Below are 19,055 nucleotides of genomic sequence, written 5' to 3' on the forward strand. Positions count from 1 at the left end.
CGCGGACAAGTCCGCTCCTACGGGGAGGGGTCTTAAAAATCCTTACAGAGCCGCAATCCGTCATAGATCGCCGCATGGGTATTGCGTTGTGCCACGCAGTCGCCGATGCGGAACAGCAGGTAGCCATCACCTGGCTGGCTCAGCGAAGGTTGGGGCTGGATGGCGAACAGGGCGTCGATGTCGATCTGGCCTTTGTTGCGCGAGCCTTCCTTGAGCGCGTAATAGAGCGCTTCGTCCGGCCGCACGCCGTTCTCGACCACGATCTGATCCACCACCCGCTCCTCTTTGGCGCCGGTGTATTCGTTCTCCAGCACGGCAACCAGCTTGTCGCCTTCGCGGTAGACCTTTTCCAGCATCATGTCGCCGGTCATGATCACTTCCTTGGGGTACATGCTGCGGTAATAGGTCGGGAACGAAGTGCCGCCGATCGCCACGCCAGGCTTGATGTCATCGGTGACGATCTCGACCTGCGAACCCTTGTCGGCCAGGAAATCGGCCACCGACATACCGGTGAACTCGCAGATGGTGTCGTAGACCAGCACGTTCTTGCCCGGCGCAACCTTGCCGTCCAGCACGTCCCAACTGCTGACCACCAGCCCCTCGGCGGCGCCCCAGTGCTCGTTCTGTTCCAGGAACGGATGACCACCGACTGCCAGCACCACGATATCCGGGCGCAGGTCGAGAATGGTCGCCGGATCGGCAGCCGTGCCCAGGCGCAGATCGACTTTCAAGCGCGCCAGCTCCAACTGATACCAGCGGGTGATCCCGGCAATCTGGTCACGTTGCGGTGCCTTCGATGCGGTAGTGATCTGCCCGCCAATGAATTCCTTCTTCTCGAACAGCGCGACGTCATGACCGCGCTCGGCAGATACCCGGGCAGCTTCCATGCCCGCCGGCCCGGCACCGACGATCACCACCTTGCGCTTCGGTCCTTCGGACTTCTCGATGATGTGCGGCACGCCCATGTATTCACGGGATGTCGCGGCGTTCTGGATGCACAGCACATCCAGCCCTTGATACTGACGGTCGATGCAGTAGTTGGCTCCGACGCACTGTTTGATCTGGTCAACCTGCCCCATCTTGATTTTGGCAATCAGGTGCGGATCGGCGATGTGGGCGCGGGTCATGCCGACCATATCGACATAGCCGCCTTCCAGAATCCGCGTGGCCTGGTTCGGGTCCTTGATGTTCTGGGCGTGCAGGACCGGCGCCTTGACCACCTCTTTGATACCGGCTGCCAGATGCAGGAACGGCTCCGGTGGATAACTCATGTTGGGGATAACGTTGGCCAGGGTGTTATGGGTGTCGCAACCCGAGCCGACCACACCGATGAAGTCGATCATGCCGGTGGCGTCGTAATACCTGGCGATCTCTTTCATGTCCTCATGGCTGAGGCCATCAGGATGGAATTCGTCACCGCAGATACGGATACCCACACAGAAATCCGGGCCGACTTCCTTGCGCACCGCCTTGATCACTTCCAGGCCAAAGCGCATGCGGTTCTCGAAGCTGCCGCCCCACTCGTCAGTACGCTTGTTGACCCGCGGGCTCCAGAACTGGTCGATCATGTGCTGGTGCACGGCAGACAGCTCGACGCCATCCAGGCCACCGGCCTTGGCACGCGCCGCAGCGCTGGCGTAGTTGCCGATCACCCGCCAGATTTCTTCCGGCTCGATGGTCTTGCAGGTCGCACGGTGAACCGGCTCGCGAATGCCCGAGGGCGACATCAGCGTCGGCCAATGCTCGCCGTCCCAGCGGGAACGACGGCCCATGTGGGTAATCTGGATCATGATCTTGGCACCATGCTTGTGCATGGCGTCGGCAAGATTCTGGAAGTGCGGAATGATCTTGTCGGTGGCCAGGTTGACCGACTTCCACCAGCCTTGCGGACTGTCGATGGCCACACTGGAAGAACCGCCGCAGATCGCCAGGCCGATACCGCCCTTGGCTTTCTCTTCGTAGTACTTCACGTAACGGTCGGTGGTCATCCCGCCATCGGTGGCATAGACCTCGGCATGCGCGGTACTCAGGACGCGGTTACGGATCGTCAGTTTGCCGATCTGGATCGGCTGGAACATCGCTTCAAAAGCCATCGCACGATCCTCGACTTACAGCGGTTTGACGACAAACAGACCGTCGTCATGGCCTTCTTCGGAGCCACCGTAGACCTGCTCGGCAACGGTGCGAATCGAACTGCCGCCAGCCTCCAGGATCTGGTCCATGGCCCCGGCAAACCAGCCGGTGAACATGTAATCGACCTTGCGTCCGACCTTGCCGTACACATACACGAATGCCGAGTGTTCAAGCTTGACGCTGGCGGTGCCCTTTTCCAGGTCGATGTCCTGAATCCTGAACAGTCCCCAACCCCGTTGCGACAGACGCTTCATGTAGTGCTCGAACACCGCTACGCCTTGCAGCCCGTGACATTCGGCTTCCTTTTCACACCAGTGCCAGGCGGACTTGTAACCAGCCTTGTAGAGAATCTCGGCGTAGGCATCGGCGCCCAGCACCTCTTCGATCCCCATGTGGTTGTTGACGAAGAAATGGCGAGGCACATAGAGCATCGGCAATGCATCGGAGGTCCAGACGCCGGTTTCGCTGTCGACTTCGATAGGCAGTTGCGGGGCGATTTTAGCCATGGGGTCAAACTCCAGAAATTCGGGTTACTCCCACTGCGCCAGGGGCAGCAGGGTTATCAATTCAAACAGGGGGTGTCTGGCAGTTATTCGCCCCAGACGTCTCGGAGCACGTTCACCCAGTTCTCGCCCATGATCTTGCGCACCACGCGCTCGCTGTGGCCGCGCTTGAGCAGGGTTTCGGTGAGGTTGGGGAATTCGCCCACGGTGCGAATGCCCAGCGGGTTGATGATCTTGCCGAAGCTGGTCAGCCGACGGGCGTAGCCCTTGTCGTGGGTCAGGTACTCGAAGAAGTCCTGGCCGTGGCCCTGGGTAAAGTCGGTGCCAATGCCGATGGCGTCTTCACCAACGATGTTCATGGTGTATTCGATGGCTTCGGCGTAATCGTCGATGGTCGACTCGATACCCTTGGCCAGGAATGGCGCGAACATGGTCACGCCGACAAAGCCGCCGTGATCGGCAATGAACTTCAGTTCGGCATCGGATTTGTTGCGCGGATGTTCCTTGAGGCCGGACGGCAGGCAATGGGAATAGCAGACCGGTTTCTTCGATTCGAGGATGACTTCTTCGGAAGTCCTGGAGCCCACATGAGACAGGTCGCACATGACGCCCACGCGGTTCATCTCGGCAACGATTTCACGACCGAAGCCCGACAGGCCGCCATCGCGCTCATAGCAGCCGGTGCCCACCAGATTCTGGGTGTTGTAGCACATCTGCACGATGCCAACGCCCAGCTTCTTGAAGATCTCGACATAGCCGATCTGGTCTTCGTAGGCATGGGCATTCTGGAAGCCGAACAGTATGCCGGTCTTGCCCAGCTCCTTGGCCTTGCGGATGTCGGCGGTGGTATGGACTGCCATCACCAGATCGCTGTTCTCGCGCATCAGCTTCTGGCTGGAGCAGATGCTGTTGATGGTGGCCTGGAAACCTTCCCACACCGATACCGTGCAGTTGGCCATGGTCAGACCGCCCTTGCGCATGTCTTCAAACAGCTCACGGTTCCATTTGGCGATAATCAGCCCGTCAATGACGATGCTGTCGGCGTGCAGTTCGGCTGGGCTCATCAGGCTGTCCCCTTTTAGGTGCTTGCGCGCCGAATCGGCTGTCGGCGCTATTGGGGTCAGCATATGCCGGAGGGTCCGGCGAGCCGGGTGCAAAAACGACAGGGGGTTTGCCGAAAGCGTCAAGATGCGACAAAGCGCCATCGGCCACGCCCGGCCTGTGTCGTAAACCTGTTCTTTGCTTCGCGCTTAGGCCAGAATTCACTGCATCAATGGATCGGAGCAACTCGATGAAAACGATTTTCCTGACCTTGGCCCTCATGGCGACAGCCGTGACCGGCGCACAAGCTGCTCAAGACTCGGACAGCACGCCTTGCGACGGCGTCGATAGCGAAAACCAGACGCTGGAATGCTCGGTCTACAGTCGTCACACGGCAGAAGAGCTGCTCAAGGAAAACTTTCAGAACCTGCTCAATCGGGTCCAGTCGCAATTCGTCGCCAACAAATCGCAATACAACGACTTCACCAGCAAGCTCAAGACCGCGCAACAGGCCTGGGAAAAGCTGCGCGATGCCGATTGCGCGGTGGAAGTCTTCCCGTCAGCTGCGGGTAGCAAGGCCTATACCATCAGCGAAAACGACTGCATTGCGCGCATGAGCGACGAGCGTTCGGAATATCTGGAATCAATTGCGCAGGAATAACGCCAGCGATGAGATAACCTGTTCCTTTATATGAACCCAAGGCACCAGGCATTCTCATGATTATTTGTGGTGTAGAAATCAAAGGCAGTGAAGCCATCTTCGCCCTGGCAACCCGTCAGAACGGCGGCATCGCGCATTTGCCGCTGGCCACCCGCAAGATCGCGCTGGAAGATGACGACGAAGCCGACAACGTCAAAGCCTTCGCTTCCCGGATCGCCAGTTTCGTGCGTGAAAACGGCATCAGCCATATCGCCATCAAGAAACGCAGCAAGAAAGGCGAATTCGCCGGCGGCCCGACCACCTTCAAGATCGAAACCGTCTTCCAGCTTCTGGCCGACTGCGGCGTGACCCTGGTGTCCCCGCAGACCATCAATGCCCAGCACAGAAAACACGACTTCACCCTGCCCGATACCTTGAACAAGTATCAGCATGAGGCTTACAAGACGGCGTGTTCGGAGTTGATGAAGAGCGGGAAATGATCGACGGGATCATTTCTGAGGCAAGCTTCGGTTTCTGGGTATCGCTATTCAACAAGCGGCATGAAACGGAAATGTGGAAAGAGCTGAGACTGGCTTTTCCTCCGATAAGAACCGGATGATGCCAGAGAACCATGGAAAGCATGCTTCATAAAAAAACCCGCATTTCTGCGGGTTTTTTCTTTAGAGGATCAACACTCAGTTGATCTTGGCATCCAGTTCACCCCTGGCGTAGCGCTCGAACATGGCATCAAGCGAAATAGGCTTGATCTTCGAGGCGTTGCCGGCGGTGCCGAAGGCTTCGTAGCGGGCGATGCATACGTCACGCATGGCGACGACGGTCTTGGCCAGGTATTTGCGCGGGTCGAACTCGCTGCGGTTCTTGGCCATGAATTCGCGGATGGCGCCAGTAGAAGCCAGACGCAGGTCGGTGTCGATGTTGACCTTGCGCACGCCGTACTTGATGCCTTCAACGATTTCCTCGACCGGCACACCGTAGGTTTCCTTGATGTCGCCGCCGTACTCGTTGATGATTTTCAGCCATTCCTGAGGAACGGACGAAGAACCGTGCATCACCAGGTGAGTGTTGGGGATGCGCTTGTGGATTTCCTTGATGCGCTCGATCGCCAGGATGTCGCCGGTAGGCGGCTTGGTGAACTTGTAGGCGCCATGGCTGGTGCCGATGGCGATTGCCAGGGCATCGACCTGGGTCTTCTTGACGAAGTCAGCGGCTTCTTCCGGATCGGTCAGCATCTGGCTGTGATCCAGGATGCCTTCGGCGCCAACGCCGTCTTCTTCACCGGCCATGCCGGTTTCCAGAGAACCCAGCACACCCAGCTCACCTTCTACCGACACGCCACAGGCGTGAGCGAAAGCAACTACGCGACGGGTCACGTCGACGTTGTATTCGTAGCTGGCCGGCGTCTTGCCGTCTTCAGCCAGCGAACCGTCCATCATCACCGAGCTGAAGCCCAGCTGGATCGAGCGCTGGCAGATGTCAGGGCTGGTGCCGTGATCCTGGTGCATGACCACCGGGATGTGCGGGAATTCTTCGACTGCCGCGAGGATCAGGTGACGCAGGAACGGGGCACCGGCGTATTTGCGGGCGCCAGCCGAAGCCTGGACGATCACCGGGGAATCGGTCTTGTCGGCCGCTTCCATAATGGCGCGCATTTGTTCCAGGTTGTTTACGTTGAAAGCTGGAACGCCGTAGCCGAATTCGGCTGCGTGGTCCAACATCTGGCGCATGCTGATAAGTGCCATTGTCTGTGTGTCTCCCGGTCGGGTCGTTAATCGTGCAAGCCTGCCGTAGTGGCGACTGCTATTCAAGTTATACGCATTGGCCACGGGGCCATGCGGGTGGTACATCGGCTACGACTTATCTGGCCTTGCAGCCGCGTCCGATCAAATCGTTGGTGGCGTCCCAGTAGATCAGGCCTTCGTCACCCTTGTTGGTAAACGCCAACACGCTATTACTGTAGAGCGTACCGCTGGCGGCACCAGGTTCGGCCTTGAGCCGGAACACCTGGTCACTCTGGTTAAGGCGTACATCCACTTCCTTCTTCGCCGAATCGGCAAAGCGCCAGTGCACTTCGGCCTTGCTGTCACACACCCAGTGGTTCCAGGAATCACTGGACTGCGGTGCCTTGGTAAAGGCACAACCGCCAAGCACTGCAAATGCCGCAAGGGCAATCAAGCCTTTCATCATGTCTCCTGGCCTGCCCTGGAAAGCCCGGCATATGCCGCTCGCTTCACTGCTCAGGGGCAGTTCTGTTCCTGATTACGATCACTGGCCGGTTCACCCGTGACATGTGCCTCGACCCGTTGGCTGTTTTCGGTCGTCGGTACATTCACGGAGGCCGGGCTGAATACTTCACAGGTACGGGCTTTGGAGCCCGAACCGCTGCAACCTGCCAATACAATGCAACTCACAAGAGCCAGGGTGGCGATTTTCATGGCGAAACTCCTTCTCGGAAAAGGTCCACCTTCTAGTGACCGCCAAAGCTCGCAGATGTTGCCTGCGAGCTTTCAACCTGACTCAGAGACAGCCGACTTCTCCCACACGCGGCATGAACTCGTAACGATCCCATACTTCCTGACCGCCACGCTTGTAGATCACCGGTACGGTTTCAGCCTGCCAACCGGCCTGATAGCAACTCAATTGGAGTAGCTGGGCCTGTGACTCAGGTTCCGCCTCGTCGACCCCAGGCTTGCTCGCGCAACCGGCCAGCAAACCTGCGATAAGCAATAACGGTAACGTCCTGACCATGTACTACTCCCCTTCCTGATATGGAATCAGGCCTTTGCACGCTGCTCGAGTACTTCAACCGCTGGCAGGACCTTGCCTTCGACAAACTCCAGGAAAGCGCCGCCGCCAGTGGAAATGTAGGAAATCTGTGATGCAACGCCATATTTGTCGATGGCCGCCAGCGTATCGCCGCCACCTGCGATGGAGAATGCAGCGCTTTCGGCAATCGCCTTGGCCAGGGTCTTGGTGCCTTCACCGAACTGATCGAACTCGAAGACGCCGACCGGACCGTTCCACAGGATAGTCCCGGAAGATTTCAGCAATTGGGCAAACTGGGCAGCGGTCTGTGGACCGATGTCGAGAATCATGTCGTCATCGGCCACATCGGCGATGAGCTTGACGGTTGCCGCAGCGCTTTCAGCAAATTCCTTGGCAACCACCACGTCCACTGGCAACGGTACGCTGACCTTGGCCGCGATGGCGCGGGCAGTGTCCAGCAGATCAGGTTCGTACAGCGATTTGCCGACCTTGTGACCGGCTGCCGCCAGGAAGGTGTTGGCGATGCCGCCGCCGACGATCAACTGATCGCAGATGGCGCTCAGACTGTTGAGCACATCCAGCTTGGTGGACACCTTGGAACCGGCAACGATGGCTGCCATCGGCTTGGCCGGAGCGCCCAGCGCCTTGCCCAGGGCTTCCAGTTCGGCCGCCAGCAGAGGACCTGCTGCAGCGACCCTGGCGAACTTGGCAACGCCGTGGGTCGAGCCTTCGGCGCGGTGTGCGGTACCGAAAGCGTCCATCACGAACACGTCGCACAGCGCGGCATATTTCTGTGCCAGCTCGTCAGCGTTCTTTTTCTCGCCCTTGTTGAAGCGCACGTTCTCGAACAGGACGACGTCGCCGGCCTTGAGGTCGACGCCATCGAGGTAATCGGCTACCAGCGGGACTTCGCGACCCAGTGCCTTGCTCAGGTACTCGGCAACCGGCTTGAGGCTGTTCTCGGCGGAGAACTCGCCCTCGGTCGGACGGCCCAGGTGCGAGCAGACCATTACCGCAGCACCCTTTTCCAGCGCCAGCTTGATGGTCGGCAGCGAAGCAAGGATCCGGGCATCGCTACTGACAGCGCCGTCCTTGATCGGGACGTTGAGGTCTTCGCGAATCAGTACCCGCTTACCTTGCAGATCGAGGTCGGTCATCTTCAACACGGTCATGAGGCGTTCCTGTCTTTTACTGTTGTTGGTCTGCGACGCGCAAGAAATGGTCCGCGACGTCGAGCATTCGGTTGGCAAAACCCCATTCGTTATCGAACCAGGCCAGCAGGTTTACCAGCCGTGGGCCGGAAACCCGGGTCTGACTCGCATCGACAATCGCCGAATGAGGGTCATGGTTGAAATCACAACTGGCATGCGGCAACTCGGTGTATGCCAACAGGCCCTTGAGCGGGCCGCTGGTCGCGGCCTCACGCAAGATACGATTGATTTCCACAGCATCGGTATCACGTGCAGTCTGCAGCGTGATATCCAGGCACGAGACGTTGACCGTCGGTACGCGAACTGCTTTGGCCTGAATTCGGCCCGCAAGTTCCGGCAGGAGCCGCTCGATTCCGCGTGCCAGACCGGTGGACACCGGAATGATCGACTGAAAGGCCGAGCGCGTACGGCGCAAATCCTCGTGATGATAAGCATCGATCACCGGCTGATCGTTCATCGCCGAGTGGATGGTGGTGATCGAAATGTATTCAAGACCCAGCGCATCATCCAGCAGGCGCAACAACGGTACGCTGCAGTTGGTGGTGCAGGATGCGTTGGAGACCAGTCGCTCGGCACCGGTCAGCGTGTGCTGATTGATACCGAAGACGATGGTGGCGTCCACATCGCTTTCGCTGGCCATCGGTTGCGAGAACAGCACCCGCGACGCACCGGCATCGAGAAAACGCTGGCCGTCCTCGCGGGTGTTGTAGACACCTGAACATTCCAGCACCAGATCCGCACCCAGCGCCGCCCAGTCGATGCCTTCGGGCGTGGCGCTACGCAGCACCTTGATTCGGTGATCGTTGATGTGCAGGTATTGCCCCTCGACCCGCACATCGCCGGGAAAGCGGCCATGCGTGGAGTCGAAACGGGTGAGATATTCGAGACTGGCCATATCGGCCAGATCATTGATTGCGACCACCTCGAAGCCTGCCCGGGCACCTCGCTCACAGAGCGCGCGCAGCACGCAACGACCGATCCGGCCATAGCCGTTCAGAGCAACTTTGTAAGGGCGATGTTGGGGCATGGTGGTGCTCGCAAGACAAACCGTACTGCACATAAACCTGTAGGAGCGAATTCATTCGCGAAGAGGAAGCCTTCGCGGATGAATCCGCTCCTACCTGGTTACTGCGACCTTTCTCAGTCTTCCAGCAGTTCTTCGGCGGTGCTCAGGATGTTCTCCAGAGTGAAGCCGAACTCCTCGAACAACGCTGGCGCAGGTGCCGACTCACCAAAGGTGGTCATGCCGATCACGCGGCCTTCCAGACCGACGTACTTGTACCAGTAGTCGGCGTGGGCAGCTTCGATGGCGATACGGGCGCTGACCTGCAATGGCAGAACGGCCTGCTTGTAACCCGGGTCCTGGGCTTCAAAGACGCTGGTGCACGGCATGGAAACCACACGCACCTTGCGACCCTGAGCGGTCAGTGCGTCGAACGCCTGCACGGCCAGACCGATTTCCGAACCGGTAGCGATCAGGATCAGCTCAGGCTCGCCCGCGCAGTCGCGCAGTACGTAGCCACCACGGGCGATGTCCGCCAGCTGGGTTGCGTCGCGGCTCTGGTGAGGCAGGTTCTGACGCGAGAAGATCAGTGCCGACGGACCGTCGTTACGCTCGATGGCGTATTTCCAGGCCACGGCCGATTCCACGGCATCCGCCGGACGCCAGGTGTCCAGGTTCGGCGTGGTACGCAGGCTGGTCAGTTGCTCGACCGGCTGGTGCGTCGGGCCGTCTTCGCCCAGACCGATGGAGTCGTGGGTGAACACATGGATAACGCGCTTCTTCATCAGAGCGGCCATGCGCACTGCGTTACGAGCGTATTCCATGAAGATCAGGAAGGTCGCGCCGTACGGTACGAAACCGCCGTGCAGAGCGATACCGTTCATCATTGCCGCCTGACCGAACTCACGCACACCGTAGTGCAGGTAGTTGCCGTTGGCGTCTTCGCCGGTGATGCTCTTGCAGCCTTTCCAGATGGTCAGGTTGGAACCGGCCAGGTCAGCCGAACCGCCGAGGAACTCAGGCAGCAGTGGACCGAAAGCACCCAGCGCGTTCTGGCTGGCCTTGCGGCTGGCGATGGTTTCGCCCTTGGCGTTGACTTCAGCGACATAGGCAGCCGATTTTTCGGCGAAGTCGGCTGGCAACTCACCGCTCATGCGGCGGATGAAATCGTTGGCCAGCTCTGGGAAAGCAGCGGAATAGGCAGCGAAACGCTGGTCCCACTCGGCTTCGGCGGCCAGGCCTTTTTCCTTGGCATCCCACTGGGCATAGATATCGGCCGGGATTTCAAAAGGACCGTGGTTCCATTTCAGCGCAGCGCGGGTCAGGGCGATTTCATCGGCGCCCAGCGGAGCACCGTGGGACTCTTCCTTGCCTTGCTTGTTGGGCGAACCGAAACCGATGGTGGTCTTGCAGCAGATCAGGGTCGGCTGCTCGCTCTTGCGGGCGGTATCGATGGCGGTCTTGATTTCGTCGGCATCGTGACCGTCGACATTGCGGATGACCTGCCAGCCGTACGACTCGAAACGCTTCGGCGTATCGTCGGTGAACCAGCCTTCGACTTCACCGTCGATGGAAATGCCGTTGTCGTCGTAGAACGCGATCAGTTTGCCCAGGCCCAGAGTACCGGCCAGGGAAGCGACTTCGTGGGAAATACCTTCCATCATGCAGCCATCACCCATGAACACGTAGGTGTGGTGATCAACGATGTCATGGCCTGGACGGTTGAATTGTGCAGCCAGCGTCTTTTCTGCAACGGCAAAACCGACGGCGTTGGCAAAACCCTGACCCAGCGGGCCGGTAGTGGTTTCAACACCCGGGGTGTAGCCGTATTCCGGGTGGCCCGGCGTGCGGCTGTGCAGTTGACGGAAGTTCTTCAGGTCATCGATGGACAGATCGTAGCCGGTCAGATGCAGCAACGAGTAAATCAACATCGAGCCATGGCCATTGGACAGGATGAAGCGGTCACGGTCGGCAAACGACGGGTTGGCCGGGTTGTGCTTCAGATAGTCGCGCCACAGAACTTCGGCGATATCCGCCATGCCCATGGGGGCACCGGGATGGCCGCTGTTGGCTTTTTGCACGGCATCCATGCTGAGGGCACGAATGGCGTTGGCACGCTCACGACGGCTTGGCATCGCTGATCTCCTGGAGAATGAAGGAATGGGATCGGAAAAAGGCGACCATTTTCTCTCAGGCACTGCCTGGGAGCAATGAAAGATAGTCACTAGTGGGTGTTTTTCCTGCCTTGCGGCGTTATTTGTCCCCGCTAACAGGTATAGCGTCCCGCAATAACGTGATGGCCGTCACGGACAAATGCCCCCGACAACCAATATCAAAACTTTTTGATATTGCTCTTGCGGCGCGACCGGTCGCTAACTAGACTGCGTTCCCTATGAACCTATGCGCGCCAGCAATCAGCCATGACGACTGCGACGACCTCTCTGCCCTGTGCAAGGCCGGCGGCGATCCTCTGCGACTGAACGTCCTGCGCGCACTGGCCAACGATTCGTTCGGCGTACTGGAGCTGGCGCAGATCTTTGCCATCGGCCAGTCAGGCATGAGTCATCATCTGAAAGTACTGGCCCAGGCCGGTCTGGTGGCGACCCGTCGTGAAGGCAATGCGATCTTTTACCGTCGCGCCCTGCCCCACACCGCACTGACCGGCGGCAGACTGCACGCGGCCCTGCTCGATGAGGTCGATGCGCTGAGCCTGCCCCACGATGCTCGCCTGCGCATTGACCAGGTGCATGGCCAGCGGGCCCAGGCCAGCCAGGACTTCTTCGCCCGCACCGCAGAAAAGTTTCGTGCCCAGCAGGACCTGATCGCCGGCCTCGCTCAATACCGCGACAGCCTGCTGAGCCTGCTGGACAAACTGAGCTTCACCGCCTCGGCAACGGCACTGGAAGTCGGCCCCGGCGACGGTGGTTTTCTGCCGGAACTGGCCCGACGCTTTGCTCGCGTCACGGCCATGGACAACAGCCCGGCAATGCTGGAGCTGGCCCGCGATGTCTGCGAGCGCGAGCAACTGGGCAATGTCGAGCTGGTGCTGGCCGACGCACTCACAGGCACTAAAGTCAGTGTCGATTGCGTCGTTCTGAACATGGTGCTGCACCATTTCGCCGCACCGGCCGAAGCCTTGCGGCAACTGGCGGAGCGATTGCAGCCGGGCGGTAGCCTGCTGGTAACAGAGTTGTGTAGTCATGATCAGAGCTGGGCCAGGGAGGCCTGTGGCGATCTCTGGTTAGGTTTCGAACAGGATGATCTGGCCCGTTGGGCCATCGCTGCGGGGCTAGTTCCCGGGGAAAGCCTGTATGTAGGCTTACGTAATGGTTTCCAGATCCAGGTTCGCCACTTTCAGCGACCGGCTGGCAACACTCACCATCGGTAAAATTCAGGAAACCCGTAGAGATGAGCGAATACTCACTTTTCACCTCCGAGTCCGTGTCCGAAGGACACCCAGACAAGATCGCCGACCAGATTTCCGACGCGGTACTGGACGCTATCATCGCCCAGGACAAACACGCTCGCGTAGCCGTTGAAACCCTGGTCAAGACTGGCGTTGCAATCGTTGCCGGCGAAGTCACCACCACAGCCTGGGTTGACCTCGAACAGATCGTTCGCGACGTGATCAGCGACATTGGCTACACCAGCTCCGACGTCGGTTTCGACGGCGCTACCTGCGGCGTGATGAACATCATCGGCAAGCAGTCTCCTGACATCAACCAGGGTGTTGACCGTGCCAAGCCTGAAGATCAGGGCGCCGGTGACCAGGGCCTGATGTTCGGCTACGCCAGCAACGAAACTGCCGAACTGATGCCTGCTCCAATCGCTTTCTCTCACCAGTTGGTGAAGCGTCAGGCTGAAGCCCGCAAGTCCGGCCTGCTGCCTTGGCTGCGCCCGGATGCCAAGTCCCAGGTGACTTGCAGCTATGAAAACGGCAAGGTCGTGGGCATCGACGCTGTCGTTCTGTCGACCCAGCACAACCCGGAAGTTTCCTATAACGATCTGCGCGAAGGCGTAATGGAACTGATCGTCAAGCACGTGCTGCCAGCCGAGCTGCTGCACAAGGACACCCAGTTCCACATCAACCCGACTGGCCAGTTCATCATTGGCGGCCCGGTAGGTGACTGCGGCCTGACCGGTCGCAAGATCATCGTCGACAGCTACGGCGGCATGGCTCGCCACGGTGGCGGCGCGTTCTCCGGTAAGGATCCATCGAAAGTTGACCGTTCCGCGGCCTACGCTGGCCGCTACGTTGCCAAGAACATCGTGGCTGCCGGTCTGGCCGAGCGTTGCGAGATCCAGGTTTCCTACGCTATCGGCGTTGCGCAACCGACTTCGATCTCGTTGAACACCTTCGGCACTGGCAAGATCAGTGACGACAAGATCATCAAGCTGGTTCGCGACATCTTCGACCTGCGTCCATACGCGATCACCACCATGCTTGACCTGCTGCACCCGATGTACCAGGAAACCGCTGCCTATGGCCACTTCGGTCGCAAGCCGCAAACCAAGACCGTGGGCGACGATACCTTCACCACGTTCACCTGGGAAAAAACCGACCGCGCCGACGCCCTGCGCGCTGCTGCCGGCCTGTAATACCCACTGACGCTGTAACTAGAAGCCCCGGACGATCAGATCGTCCGGGGCTTTTTAGTATCTGACGATGACTCAGGCGCGCCGTGATACCAGCAGTACCGAAGCTGCTCCCGCCAGCAACCCGGCACATGCCCGATTGAACAGACGCTTGCCAGCGGGCCGTGAAAACAGACGGCGGGCATGCACGCCCATGTAGCCGTACAGGCTGATGGCGATACACTCCAATGCCAGGAAAATTCCACCCAGCACCGCGAACTGGCTGGTGACATTGCTGGTGTCATCGATGAACTGCGGCAGGAAGGCAGTAAACAGAAGAATCGCCTTGGGATTGCCGATGGCCACCAGAAACTCCTGACGGGCCAGGCTTCTCATGCTTGCCGAAGGGCCGCTCATATCGCCCTGATCATGCGCATTGGCGCGCCACAATTGCACCGCCAGATAGAACAGGTACGCCGCACCGGCAATCTTGATCGCATGGAACAGCCATTCCGAGGTATGCAGCACGGCGGTCAGGCCAACCGCAGCCAGCGTAATCATGATCACAAAAGCCAATAATCGCCCCACGCCGCCAATGCATGAACGGGCAAAGCCATAGCGCGTCGCGTTACTGATCGACAGCAGATTGTTCGGGCCAGGTGCCATGTTGAGGGCAAAACAGGCAGGAACGAAAACAGCGAGCGTCGTTATATCCATGGGGCACCCGGACCAGAACAGGACTGATTGTCTATTCTGCCAATCTGCGACGAAGACTAAAGACACAGTAGTACACGTAAATCATGCCGATCTGTACCTGCAGAAAAACCCGGTAACCAGCTTGTCCGGCGCAATCAACCAGACTGTCTAGCCTGAAGGCATCCCCTCAAGGCAAGGACGCTGCGATGCTGACCGTTGGACGTTTATTGAGCTGTACCCTCCTGTTACTCGGCGCTTCGGCGGCCTTTGCCAACGCCTGTCCGAACTGGACAACCGCCAAGGCCCATACCGAGATTCTGGCCCTGCAACATCAGCTCACGCAGTGGGATGACAGTTATCACCGCCAGGGCGTTTCATTGATAGAAGACGAGCTGTATGACCAGTCCCGCCAGCGCCTCGACTTTCTGCATGCCTGCTTCACTTCGACCAGGGCTCCCGCCGCCAACCCGCTGCAAACCGCCAGAGGGCCGCTTGAGCACCCCATACCGCATACCGGCGTGGCCAAACTGGCGGATGCGCAAGCCGTGCAGGACTGGCTCAAGGGCCGGAAGGATCTGTGGATACAACCCAAGGTCGATGGGGTTGCGGTATCGCTGGTGTACGAAAACGGCAGGCTCAGCAAGGTCATCAGCCGTGGCGACGGTCTCAAGGGCCAGGACTGGACGCGCCATGCACAGCGGGCTTCTGCCATTGCCAAGCAACTTCCTCAGCCGGACACACTGGTTCTACAAGGCGAACTGTATTGGAGTCTTTCAGACCATGTTCAGGCCACATCAGGCAGCATCAATGCCCGTAGCAAGGTCGCCGGATTGCTGGCTCGACAGGAGATAAGTGACCAAGAGGCCGACAGTATCGGGTTGTTCGTCTGGGACTGGCCAGCCGGGCCAGCAGACATGCAGGAACGAATCGCCGGTTTGAAAGCCATGGGTTTCACCGACAGCGCCGTCTACACCCAGCCACTGGAAAATTTCACCCAGGCCAGTGACTGGCGCAACCATTGGTATCGCACCGGGCTACCATTCGCCACGGACGGCGTCATCATGCGTCACGGCGAACGGCCACCGGCACAACGCTGGCAGGCCAAGGCACCCTACTGGATCGCGGCCTGGAAATACCCCTATGCCCAAGTGCTGGCCGAAGTACGCAAGGTCAACTTCACTATCGGGCGTAGCGGCAGAATCACACCGGTGCTGGAGCTGACTCCTGTCCGTCTTGATGACCGAAAGATCAGCAGGCTCAGCGTCGGCTCTCTGCAACGCTGGCAAGCACTGGATATTCGCCCCGGCGATCAGGTTTCCCTGAGCCTTGCAGGCCTTACCATTCCGCGCCTGGACAAGGTGGTTTCACGCAATAGCGAAAGAATTGAAATGACAGTTCCGCAACAACGCGATTTTCATGGTCTGAGTTGCTGGCAGCCGACGCCGGGATGTGAAAGTCAGTTCCGGGCCAGGCTGGTCTGGCTCAGTAGCAAGAAGGGGTTGGCGCTGCCTGGGGTTGGCCCCGGAACCTGGGACAAGTTGATCGAGGCCGGAGAAATCAATGGCCTGCTCGATTGGATGACCCTGGATCGTGCGCAGCTTGCTAAAATTCCGGGCTTTGCGGAACGCAGCAGCACTAAACTGCTCGACAGCCTGCAAACTGCTCGTGAAAGATCGTTTCAAACCTGGCTGGTGGCTATCGGTCTGCCTCCGGCAATCGGGATCAGTCCAGGCATGGAATGGCATGAACTGGCAGCAAGAAGTGCCGAACAGTGGCAAAGCGTACCCGGTATAGGCCCAGGAAGGGCTGCACGACTCTGGGAGTTTTTTCAGGACCCGCAGGTGCTGGCATTGCGCGAGCAGTTACGGGAGCAAGGTATCGCAGGTTTTTAATTCACTTTTCATCGCCCGCGTGCCCGGACGTTATGGTTTTTCAAGGAGTTCACATGAAGTTTCTTTCCAGCCTGATTCTGCTGGGCAGTTTCACGTTTGCGGCAGCCCCGCTACTCGCAGCCGAGCAGGCTCCGCCGCCGTCGGAGTGCCTGGTTAAAAGCCAGGAGATCAACAGCAAGATTCAGGAAGCCAAGGCCGAGGGCAACAAGCAGGAGCAAGCGGGCCTGGAAAAGGCATTGAGCGAAGTCAACGCCAACTGCAGCGAAGCTTCGCTGGTCAAGCAACGCGAACAGAAAGTGCTGGAGGCCAAGCGCGAAGTAAGCCGCCGTCAGGCAGACCTGAACAAGGCCATGGCCAAGGGCGATCCGGAGCGCATCGACAAGCGCAAGGACAAGCTCGCCGAGTCCCGCAAGGAACTGCAGGATGCCCAGACCGAGCTTGAGAAGGTGCAGCCGGAGGAGTGAAGCCCTTGCCCGCGGATCAATGATTCCTGAACTCTTTGTGGCACGCCTGACAAGCGGCCTCGACCTTGTCCACTGCCGGTGCCAGGCTGCTCGCCGAGAACGGCCTGACGCTGGATAACGCCGCCAGCTCACCCGTCGCAGACTCCAGCGAGCGGGCAATCTCCTGAAAGCGCGCCTGCTTCTGCCAGACCGCATCCGTTGCACTGCCATGCTCCGCTTCCCTGACCTGCGGGAAGTGCTTCCAGGGTTCATGGGCCAGACGGTCGAGCCTGACCGCGCCTTCGCTGAAGCGCTGGCCATCGAAAGCGATGCGCCCGCGCAACATGCCGCCCAGATCCTCGCTGGTCTTGAGCATTTCCTTGAAGATCGCCTTGCGCTGGCCCAACGGTGAATCGGGATCGACGCCGCCACAGCCGCTCAATACCAGACAGGACAACAGGACAGCACTCAATCTTTTCAAGGTAATGCTCGATAAATCCATGGAAAACGGTGGCGCCCCCATCTGCCAGCGAAGGGCGGGATCAGGCAGCCGGGAACGCAGAAGCGCCAAACAGGCCGATAATCAGACCCAGCCCGATGAGCCAGACAATCGAGCGCATGATAGCCAGGTCAGCCATGTAGAAGATGATGTAGAGCAAGCGACTGGTAACGAACAGAACGGCCAGTACATCGATCGTGACCAACTGCGCGTTGCCCGCAACATGCGCAATGATCACTGCCGCGGCAAACGCCGGAGTGATTTCATAACCGTTCAGTTGCGCGGCATGCGCGCGTTTGGGAAAGCCTTCGAGCTTGTCGAGAAAGCCGCGTGGATCATGATTGTTTCGCGACGAGTAGGAGCCACTTGCTACCTTGGCGATGCCCGCACAAATGAATGGCAGCATTATCGCGACCAATACACACCAGAATGCAACTGTCATGCTCATGTCCTGTTATTTGAGTTTGATTGAAAACATGCGACGGCGAGAGCCCGTCATCATTGGCAACAGTTCGACACTGAGCCTGTCGAGAGTGTTCCTTCGCCCATGCCTGCGAGCATAGAGGATTCGGCAGGCACTCACAGCCTTGCTGTCTGGCGAAGAGCTGCTGCGATTGTCGAAGCGATTGGCTAAGATGCCACGACCGCCGCCTGCCGCTGGCGGGTCATGGATGCACAGGAGTCGTAATGCCCACCGAAGAGGATATCGCCATCGTTGGCGGTACACCGATGATCCCCGATCAGCGTCGCGAGCTGATGCTTCGTCAATTGCGCAAGCATCAGGTGCTGAGCGTGCATCAGTTGATGGAGATGTTCGAGTGCTCGCACATGACCATCCGTCGCGATATCGCCGTGCTGGAGCAGGAAGGACGCGCCTATTCGGTAACCGGTGGCGTGCGTATCGCCAGCCAGTTGCACAGCGAGCCCAGCCATCAGTCCAAGGCGGTCGTGGAGCTGCCGCACAAGCAGGGCATGGCCAGGCTCGCGGCCGGACTGCTGCATCCGGACATGACCATTTATCTGGATGCCGGCACCAGCACTCTGGAAATCGTCCCGCATATCGTGGCGCTTTCCGGCATGACGGTGGTGACCAATGACTTCGGCATCGTCAACGCCCTGGCCGATGCCGCGCATGTGGATGTCATCCACACCGGTGGCCTGCTCGATCACCCCAACCGCTCCAGCGTCGGCGGCCTGGCTGCTGCAACCCTGCGCCAGCTCGCTACCGACGTGGCCTTCCTGTCGACCAGTTCATGGGACCTGCAACGCGGCACCACCACGCCATCAGCGCTGAAAGTCGAAGTCAAACAGGCGGCCATGCAGTCCGCATCCCGCACCGTGCTGATCGCCACCAGCTCCAAATACGGGACGTTCGGCATGTACAAGGTCTCGGCCCTCGAACAGTTCGACACCATCATTACCGACACGGCGCTGGCAGAAGCGGCAGCCGATGGGATTCGCAAACACCGTATCGAATTGCTGTTGGCACCCGTCAACAAACCGCGCTGACATCTTCGCGGATAAATCCGCTCCTACAACCATGGTGGGAGCCAATTCATTCGCGAAAACCCTCCCTCATTCCGATAAGCGTCAATTGCCAGTATCCGCAGGCTCTGACAGAATCGCGAATCGTTC

General features: G+C 59.1%; 20 protein-coding genes. 7 read left to right on the forward strand and 13 right to left on the reverse strand.

Annotated elements, in window-relative coordinates:
* Window positions 1-32: 32 nt before the first annotated feature.
* The 3 genes from dgcA to ALQ04_RS10920 all read right to left on the reverse strand — a co-directional run bounded on the left by dgcA (window position 33) and on the right by ALQ04_RS10920 (window position 3,700).
* The gene (gene dgcA, locus ALQ04_RS10910) at window positions 33-2,093 is read right to left on the reverse strand and encodes a dimethylglycine demethylation protein DgcA (protein ID WP_122315773.1); all 2,061 of its coding nucleotides are present in this window, start codon (window positions 2,091-2,093) and stop codon (window positions 33-35) included.
* Window positions 2,094-2,108: 15 nt separating this feature from the next.
* Entirely contained in the window at window positions 2,109-2,639 is a 531-nt protein-coding gene (locus tag ALQ04_RS10915) for a 4-vinyl reductase (RefSeq protein ID WP_122315774.1), read from the reverse strand.
* 83 nt (window positions 2,640-2,722) lie between these two features.
* Complete coding sequence (locus ALQ04_RS10920) at window positions 2,723-3,700, reverse strand: dipeptidase (protein WP_122315886.1); 978 nt, start codon at window positions 3,698-3,700, stop codon at window positions 2,723-2,725.
* Between the two features lie 227 nt (window positions 3,701-3,927).
* On the opposite strand from ALQ04_RS10920, the gene ALQ04_RS10925 reads away from it, so the two are divergent.
* Both ALQ04_RS10925 and ALQ04_RS10930 read left to right on the forward strand, forming a co-directional pair.
* Window positions 3,928-4,338, forward strand: a complete 411-nt coding sequence (locus tag ALQ04_RS10925; RefSeq protein WP_122315775.1) for a lysozyme inhibitor LprI family protein — start codon at window positions 3,928-3,930, stop codon at window positions 4,336-4,338.
* A 56-nt stretch (window positions 4,339-4,394) separates the two neighbouring features.
* Complete coding sequence (locus ALQ04_RS10930; protein ID WP_122315776.1) at window positions 4,395-4,817, forward strand: DUF3010 family protein; 423 nt, start codon at window positions 4,395-4,397, stop codon at window positions 4,815-4,817.
* A gap of 195 nt (window positions 4,818-5,012) precedes the next feature.
* Here the strand turns inward: ALQ04_RS10930 and fba are convergent, their stop codons facing one another.
* The 7 genes from fba to tkt form a co-directional block, all read right to left on the reverse strand.
* Complete coding sequence (gene fba / locus ALQ04_RS10935) at window positions 5,013-6,077, reverse strand: class II fructose-bisphosphate aldolase (protein WP_122315777.1); 1,065 nt, start codon at window positions 6,075-6,077, stop codon at window positions 5,013-5,015.
* Between the two features lie 115 nt (window positions 6,078-6,192).
* Window positions 6,193-6,519: an MliC family protein gene (locus ALQ04_RS10940; RefSeq protein WP_122315778.1), complete on the reverse strand. Its 327-nt coding sequence runs from the start codon at window positions 6,517-6,519 to the stop codon at window positions 6,193-6,195.
* Window positions 6,520-6,572: 53 nt separating this feature from the next.
* A complete protein-coding gene (locus tag ALQ04_RS10945; protein ID WP_122315779.1) occupies window positions 6,573-6,770 on the reverse strand; it encodes a hypothetical protein in 198 nt (65 codons plus the stop codon).
* Between the two features lie 82 nt (window positions 6,771-6,852).
* On the reverse strand, window positions 6,853-7,083 hold the full coding sequence (locus ALQ04_RS10950; RefSeq protein WP_122315780.1) for a hypothetical protein: 231 nt from the start codon (window positions 7,081-7,083) through the stop codon (window positions 6,853-6,855).
* A 26-nt stretch (window positions 7,084-7,109) separates the two neighbouring features.
* Window positions 7,110-8,273, reverse strand: a complete 1,164-nt coding sequence (locus tag ALQ04_RS10955) for a phosphoglycerate kinase (RefSeq protein ID WP_122315781.1) — start codon at window positions 8,271-8,273, stop codon at window positions 7,110-7,112.
* A 16-nt stretch (window positions 8,274-8,289) separates the two neighbouring features.
* Window positions 8,290-9,339, reverse strand: coding sequence for an erythrose-4-phosphate dehydrogenase (gene epd / locus ALQ04_RS10960; protein WP_122315782.1), 1,050 nt, complete (start codon window positions 9,337-9,339; stop codon window positions 8,290-8,292).
* Window positions 9,340-9,452: 113 nt separating this feature from the next.
* The gene (tkt, locus tag ALQ04_RS10965; protein WP_122315783.1) at window positions 9,453-11,450 is read right to left on the reverse strand and encodes a transketolase; all 1,998 of its coding nucleotides are present in this window, start codon (window positions 11,448-11,450) and stop codon (window positions 9,453-9,455) included.
* 257 nt (window positions 11,451-11,707) lie between these two features.
* Here tkt and ALQ04_RS10970 point away from each other — a divergent pair, with 257 nt between their 5' ends.
* Together ALQ04_RS10970 and metK are read left to right on the forward strand one after the other, a co-directional pair.
* Window positions 11,708-12,703: a metalloregulator ArsR/SmtB family transcription factor gene (locus ALQ04_RS10970; RefSeq protein ID WP_122315784.1), complete on the forward strand. Its 996-nt coding sequence runs from the start codon at window positions 11,708-11,710 to the stop codon at window positions 12,701-12,703.
* Between the two features lie 20 nt (window positions 12,704-12,723).
* A complete protein-coding gene (gene metK / locus ALQ04_RS10975) occupies window positions 12,724-13,914 on the forward strand; it encodes a methionine adenosyltransferase (RefSeq protein ID WP_122315785.1) in 1,191 nt (396 codons plus the stop codon).
* A 72-nt stretch (window positions 13,915-13,986) separates the two neighbouring features.
* Here the strand turns inward: metK and ALQ04_RS10980 are convergent, their stop codons facing one another.
* Window positions 13,987-14,607, reverse strand: a complete 621-nt coding sequence (locus tag ALQ04_RS10980; protein WP_122315786.1) for a LysE family translocator — start codon at window positions 14,605-14,607, stop codon at window positions 13,987-13,989.
* 185 nt (window positions 14,608-14,792) lie between these two features.
* Between ALQ04_RS10980 and ligB the strand changes: the two genes are divergently transcribed.
* Entirely contained in the window at window positions 14,793-16,478 is a 1,686-nt protein-coding gene (gene ligB / locus ALQ04_RS10985) for an NAD-dependent DNA ligase LigB (RefSeq protein WP_122315787.1), read from the forward strand.
* Between the two features lie 53 nt (window positions 16,479-16,531).
* Window positions 16,532-16,942 carry a DUF1090 domain-containing protein gene (locus ALQ04_RS10990; protein WP_122315788.1) on the forward strand — a complete coding sequence of 137 codons (411 nt, stop codon included), beginning with the start codon at window positions 16,532-16,534 and terminating at the stop codon, window positions 16,940-16,942.
* Between the two features lie 16 nt (window positions 16,943-16,958).
* On the opposite strand, the gene ALQ04_RS10995 is transcribed toward ALQ04_RS10990, so the two are convergent.
* Both ALQ04_RS10995 and ALQ04_RS11000 read right to left on the reverse strand, forming a co-directional pair.
* Window positions 16,959-17,408, reverse strand: coding sequence for a cytochrome c (locus tag ALQ04_RS10995; RefSeq protein ID WP_122315887.1), 450 nt, complete (start codon window positions 17,406-17,408; stop codon window positions 16,959-16,961).
* A 55-nt stretch (window positions 17,409-17,463) separates the two neighbouring features.
* Window positions 17,464-17,862, reverse strand: coding sequence for an MAPEG family protein (locus ALQ04_RS11000; RefSeq protein ID WP_122315789.1), 399 nt, complete (start codon window positions 17,860-17,862; stop codon window positions 17,464-17,466).
* Window positions 17,863-18,107: 245 nt separating this feature from the next.
* Here ALQ04_RS11000 and ALQ04_RS11005 point away from each other — a divergent pair, with 245 nt between their 5' ends.
* Window positions 18,108-18,929: a DeoR/GlpR family DNA-binding transcription regulator gene (locus ALQ04_RS11005; RefSeq protein ID WP_122315790.1), complete on the forward strand. Its 822-nt coding sequence runs from the start codon at window positions 18,108-18,110 to the stop codon at window positions 18,927-18,929.
* Window positions 18,930-19,055 lie beyond the last annotated feature (126 nt).

This window comes from Pseudomonas cichorii, from assembly GCF_003700275.1.
GTDB classification, from domain to species: domain Bacteria; phylum Pseudomonadota; class Gammaproteobacteria; order Pseudomonadales; family Pseudomonadaceae; genus Aquipseudomonas; species Aquipseudomonas cichorii_B.

What these genes read in the sequence shown, in the direction of transcription:
- dgcA (WP_122315773.1), bottom strand. Translation starts at nt 2,093, where the DNA reads ATGGCTTTTGAAGCGATGTTCCAGCCGATCCAGATCGGCAAACTGACG.
- ALQ04_RS10915 (WP_122315774.1), bottom strand. Translation starts at nt 2,639, where the DNA reads ATGGCTAAAATCGCCCCGCAACTGCCTATCGAAGTCGACAGCGAAACC.
- ALQ04_RS10920 (WP_122315886.1), bottom strand. Translation starts at nt 3,700, where the DNA reads ATGAGCCCAGCCGAACTGCACGCCGACAGCATCGTCATTGACGGGCTG.
- ALQ04_RS10925 (WP_122315775.1), top strand. Translation starts at nt 3,928, where the DNA reads ATGAAAACGATTTTCCTGACCTTGGCCCTCATGGCGACAGCCGTGACC.
- ALQ04_RS10930 (WP_122315776.1), top strand. Translation starts at nt 4,395, where the DNA reads ATGATTATTTGTGGTGTAGAAATCAAAGGCAGTGAAGCCATCTTCGCC.
- fba (WP_122315777.1), bottom strand. Translation starts at nt 6,077, where the DNA reads ATGGCACTTATCAGCATGCGCCAGATGTTGGACCACGCAGCCGAATTC.
- ALQ04_RS10940 (WP_122315778.1), bottom strand. Translation starts at nt 6,519, where the DNA reads ATGAAAGGCTTGATTGCCCTTGCGGCATTTGCAGTGCTTGGCGGTTGT.
- ALQ04_RS10945 (WP_122315779.1), bottom strand. Translation starts at nt 6,770, where the DNA reads ATGAAAATCGCCACCCTGGCTCTTGTGAGTTGCATTGTATTGGCAGGT.
- ALQ04_RS10950 (WP_122315780.1), bottom strand. Translation starts at nt 7,083, where the DNA reads ATGGTCAGGACGTTACCGTTATTGCTTATCGCAGGTTTGCTGGCCGGT.
- ALQ04_RS10955 (WP_122315781.1), bottom strand. Translation starts at nt 8,273, where the DNA reads ATGACCGTGTTGAAGATGACCGACCTCGATCTGCAAGGTAAGCGGGTA.
- epd (WP_122315782.1), bottom strand. Translation starts at nt 9,339, where the DNA reads ATGCCCCAACATCGCCCTTACAAAGTTGCTCTGAACGGCTATGGCCGG.
- tkt (WP_122315783.1), bottom strand. Translation starts at nt 11,450, where the DNA reads ATGCCAAGCCGTCGTGAGCGTGCCAACGCCATTCGTGCCCTCAGCATG.
- ALQ04_RS10970 (WP_122315784.1), top strand. Translation starts at nt 11,708, where the DNA reads ATGAACCTATGCGCGCCAGCAATCAGCCATGACGACTGCGACGACCTC.
- metK (WP_122315785.1), top strand. Translation starts at nt 12,724, where the DNA reads ATGAGCGAATACTCACTTTTCACCTCCGAGTCCGTGTCCGAAGGACAC.
- ALQ04_RS10980 (WP_122315786.1), bottom strand. Translation starts at nt 14,607, where the DNA reads ATGGATATAACGACGCTCGCTGTTTTCGTTCCTGCCTGTTTTGCCCTC.
- ligB (WP_122315787.1), top strand. Translation starts at nt 14,793, where the DNA reads ATGCTGACCGTTGGACGTTTATTGAGCTGTACCCTCCTGTTACTCGGC.
- ALQ04_RS10990 (WP_122315788.1), top strand. Translation starts at nt 16,532, where the DNA reads ATGAAGTTTCTTTCCAGCCTGATTCTGCTGGGCAGTTTCACGTTTGCG.
- ALQ04_RS11000 (WP_122315789.1), bottom strand. Translation starts at nt 17,862, where the DNA reads ATGACAGTTGCATTCTGGTGTGTATTGGTCGCGATAATGCTGCCATTC.
- ALQ04_RS11005 (WP_122315790.1), top strand. Translation starts at nt 18,108, where the DNA reads ATGCCCACCGAAGAGGATATCGCCATCGTTGGCGGTACACCGATGATC.